The sequence below is a fragment of the bacterium genome (genome assembly GCA_035371905.1).
GTDB lineage: Bacteria > Ratteibacteria > UBA8468 > B48-G9 > JAFGKM01 > JAMWDI01.
Genome location: DAORXQ010000126.1, coordinates 1 through 4,038, shown reverse-complemented (window position 1 = coordinate 4,038; position 4,038 = coordinate 1). Strand labels below are relative to the sequence as shown.

The 4,038-nt window shown below is 29.2% G+C and carries 5 protein-coding genes; all 5 read right to left on the bottom strand.

The window, feature by feature from the left end; genetic code table 11:
• A partial coding sequence (locus PKV21_09360; protein ID HOM27692.1) for a B12-binding domain-containing radical SAM protein occupies positions 1-312 on the bottom strand: 312 nt, incomplete at its 3' end.
• 2 nt (positions 313-314) lie between these two features.
• Entirely contained in the window at positions 315-1,406 is a 1,092-nt protein-coding gene (gene rodA / locus PKV21_09355) for a rod shape-determining protein RodA (GenBank protein HOM27691.1), read from the bottom strand.
• Entirely contained in the window at positions 1,375-3,102 is a 1,728-nt protein-coding gene (gene mrdA / locus PKV21_09350) for a penicillin-binding protein 2 (GenBank protein ID HOM27690.1), read from the bottom strand. Before mrdA ends, rodA begins: the two co-directional genes overlap by 32 nt.
• Entirely contained in the window at positions 3,081-3,560 is a 480-nt protein-coding gene (locus PKV21_09345; protein HOM27689.1) for a hypothetical protein, read from the bottom strand. The genes mrdA and PKV21_09345 overlap by 22 nt, the downstream gene beginning before the upstream one ends.
• On the bottom strand, positions 3,553-4,038 hold a 486-nt coding region (gene mreC / locus PKV21_09340), incomplete at its 5' end, for a rod shape-determining protein MreC (GenBank protein ID HOM27688.1). The genes mreC and PKV21_09345, both read right to left, overlap by 8 nt.

Sequence of the window (4,038 nt, the reverse complement as noted above, 5' to 3'; positions counted from 1 at the left end):
TCCAATCATATCAAATTTATTGAGAGGGGTTTTTGTTTCAAGAGTAAAAAGAGAAATACCTTCTTTTCTCATTAAACTTTCCATATCAATCCATGGAAGAAAAAACCTTTCACATACACAGTCATTTCTCTCATTAGCAATACCATAAAGAATTCTTAAACCAAGAGATGACATCCCTATTTCATAAATATCAGGATACCCAATAGCAATTTTGACTTCATACTTTTTTTTGACATACGTATTTATTTCTCTTCCAAGATATCTTGCTGGATTTTCAACTAATGGAAGTAATTCCTCAACTTTCTCTATCATTTTTAAAATAAGGTTGAATGTTTTTCAATACTTGATAAAACAATAACTGATAAAATAGAAACCAATAAAGAAGACCCTCCATAACTTATAAAAGGTAAAGGTATTCCAACTATTGGAAAAATTCCAAGCGTCATACCAAGATTTATTAAAAAATGTCCTGCAAACATAACAAAAATCCCTGTTGCCACAAGTTTTCCAAAAGAATCTTTTGATATATAGATAATCTCCAGAATCTTACTAAGAAAATAGTAGTATATTAAAACAAAAATTATTACTCCAAGAAAACCAAATTCTTCTGCAAGAACACAAAATATAAAATCGGTGTGATATTCTGGAAGAAAAGCGAGTTTTGTCTGTGTGCCTTTCATAAAACCCTTACCGATAAATCCACCTGAACCTATAGTAATTTTTGATTGAAGTAGATTATATCCTTTACCCAAAGGATCTCTCATAGGATTTAAAAAAGTTAAAATTCTTTCTCTCTGATAATCTTTCATAATAGCCCATATTAAAGGGGAAAGAAAAACTGCGGTTAGAAAAAGTACTATTAATTGTTTTCTTGTTATTCCTGCTATATAAGTTATACCAATAAAAATCAATATAAATACAATAGCGGTTCCAAGATTTGGTTGTTTGAAAACAAGGAAAAAAGGTATACCAACAATAAGTAAAGAAGTAAATAAAACTGAAAATCTTTTGACATCTCTTCTGGATAAATAAGAAGATAAAGTAAGTATAATAACCAGTTTTGCAAATTCTGAAGGTTGAAAATAAAACCAACCAAGTCCTATCCATCTTGAAGCCCTCCCCTCTCCTTTCAGCAAAACAATAAAAAGTAAAATAATGGTCAAAAGATAAAAGAAATATATACTTTTTTCAAGATTCCTGTAATCACTATTTCTAAATATCCTGACCAAAAAAATCCCCAGAATTACCCAAATAATTTGTTTAATAAAAAATCCTTCTTTTGTAAGAATAACACCTTTTGATGCGCTGAAAAGAATAATAAGACCAATAAATATCAAAAAATAACTCAAAAAAAATATATCCTTTTCAATTATACTATTCCTCAAATATTTGAGTTTCTGTTTCATCTTTTTCCTCTATTTTTTCAGGTAAAAATATCCTCTTCAATATTTTACCTGCTATTTCTGCTGCGTGTGGAGAAGAACCATAATCAATAAAAACTACAACAGCAATTTTTGGATTGTCAAATGGAGCATAACAAACAAAAGCACCGTGCGTAGGTAACCCAACTTCCGTAGATGCTCTTTGTGCTGTACCTGTTTTTCCTGCAATTTCAAGGCCTTCAACATTTGCTCTTCCTCCCGTACCAAAAGCAACAACATTTTTCAAACCTTTTCTGAGTATATCAAGTGTTTCTGAATCAATATATACTGTTTTTTTTATGTTAGGAATAAATTCTTTTAATATTTCTCCTTTTGGAGAAACTATTTTTTTACCTAAAAATGGCTGCCATATATTTCCTCCGTTAGCAACGGTGGAAATTAAAGATAAAAGTTGAATTGGTGTAGTAGTAATTGGTCCCTGTCCTATGGAAAGATTTAATGGGTCTGCTTCCTGTGAAGAAGGGATATAACCACTTGCTTCTCCAGGTAAATCAATTCCTGTTGGTTTTCCGAGTTCAAATTTCTTTGCATATTCAATGAGTTTGGAAACTCCCAATTTCATTCCAACAGTTCCAAAGAAAATATTACAGGAAAATGGCAATGCTAAATTTATATCAACCCATCCATGACCTTCTTCCTTCCAGCAATGAAAAATTCTATCATTAACTTCCATAACACCTGTACACTCTATTCTATCAAATTCTTTTATTGTACCTATTTCAAGAGCAGCAACTTCTGTTATTATTTTGAAAATTGACCCTGGAGGATACTGTCCTTTTATAACTCTATTTAAAAAAGGTTTCTCAGGATGTTTTCTTTCATCAAGATAATAAAGTAAATTATCAGGGTCAAAAGATGGATTACTCACAAGTGCAAGTATTTCACCACTTCTTGGATCCATAACCGCTACACATCCCTGTCTTCCTCCAAGTTCTTCTGAAGCTATTTCCTGTATAGTTGCATCAATCGTGAGAATTATATCGTTTCCCGGTTGACCCTCTTTCTTCCCAAAAATTCTTCTCTGGTGACCCAGAGCATCTACTTCTACTTGAATTCCTCCAGGAATACCTCTTAAGTATTCATCATATTGTTTTTCTATCCCATCCTGCCCAATCATATCACCCATTTCATAACCTTTTTCTTTTAATTTTTCAAGTTGAGATTGAGAAATCTCTCCAAGATAACCGAGTAAATGACTGGTTTTTTTTCCAAAAGTATATAATCTTTTTATCCCTTCCTGAACAAAAATCCCTGGTAAATTATATGAGTTTTCTTCAATTAAAGAAATCTCCATACTTGTTAAATTTCTTTTAAGTATAACTCTATCAAATGGATTTGAATATTTTTTAGTCAATTTTTTCCTTAAATAATCTTTATCAAGATTTACTATATTTGAAAGAATTTCAATTTCCTTTTCCACATTTTTTATATCATAGGGAACAAAAACAAGATTGGTAGAAGGTATATCCTTGGCAAGTATTCTTCCATTTCTGTCATAAATAATGCCTCTCGGTATTCCTGTTTCAATGGTTCTTATACAATTCTTTATAGAGAGTTGATAATAGTATGGATACCTAACAATCTGTAGATAAAAACATCTTAATAAAATTACATAAATGAAAAATAAAATAAAATTTTTTAAAAAATTCTCTCTGTCCATTTCTTTTTAATTTCCCTCAGCAAAATTTCAATAAAAATTGCAACTAATAAATTATAAAGTGAGAATAAAACTGCATACTTCAACAAAGTTTTTCCATCCCAGAAACTTTCATCAAGTTTTCTAAAAGAAAGCATACAAAAATATAAAAAACTGAATACAAAAATCAAACTACATTTACCTCTTATTGATTTTACCACAAAAAATGAAGAAAAATAAATTACTAAGAGATATCTAACAGAAGTCAAACCTAAAATTTCTTTTGAAAAAATATCGTTAATTACTCCAAGAATAAAACTTAAAAATAAAGCAATTTCAACATTTCCTTCAAAAGTAAGTAATAACAGATAAACAAGAAAAAAAGAAGGGATTACTTTTAAATGAAAGAAGTTAAAAAAAATATACTGAAAAATAGAAACAATTAAAACCTGTTCTAAAATAACCCAGAGTTTTCTATTCACAAATAATTACCTCCTTAAAATCATAAGAAGAAATATATGGCTTTACAAAAATTTTTAAAAAAAGTGAATTAGTATCCTTTGATATTTTTACTATTTTCCCTATTTTTATTCCTGAATGATAGTATTCACTAAATCCAGATGTATAAATCTCATCTCCGATTTTTACTTTACTATCATAAGGAATATATTTCATTAATAGAAAAGGCGCATATCCTCCTTCAAGCACACCAATTTCTTTTGTAGATGAAACTATGGCACTTATTTTTGTTTTTTTATTAAAAATAGAAATTACTCTGGAATATGAATTATTAACTTCCACCACTCTTCCAATTAAGAAAATATCCCTTGTTAGAACAAGATTATTTTCTGCTATACCATCCTTTTTACCTTTATCTATAATAATTTCTGCTGGGAAAATATATGGTTTTAAAGCAATGACTTCTGCTACTTTAAAATTTGATAAAATTTTTTTTTCTTT

What these genes read in the sequence shown, in the direction of transcription:
- rodA (HOM27691.1), bottom strand. Translation starts at nt 1,406, where the DNA reads ATGAAACAGAAACTCAAATATTTGAGGAATAGTATAATTGAAAAGGAT.
- mrdA (HOM27690.1), bottom strand. Translation starts at nt 3,102, where the DNA reads ATGGACAGAGAGAATTTTTTAAAAAATTTTATTTTATTTTTCATTTAT.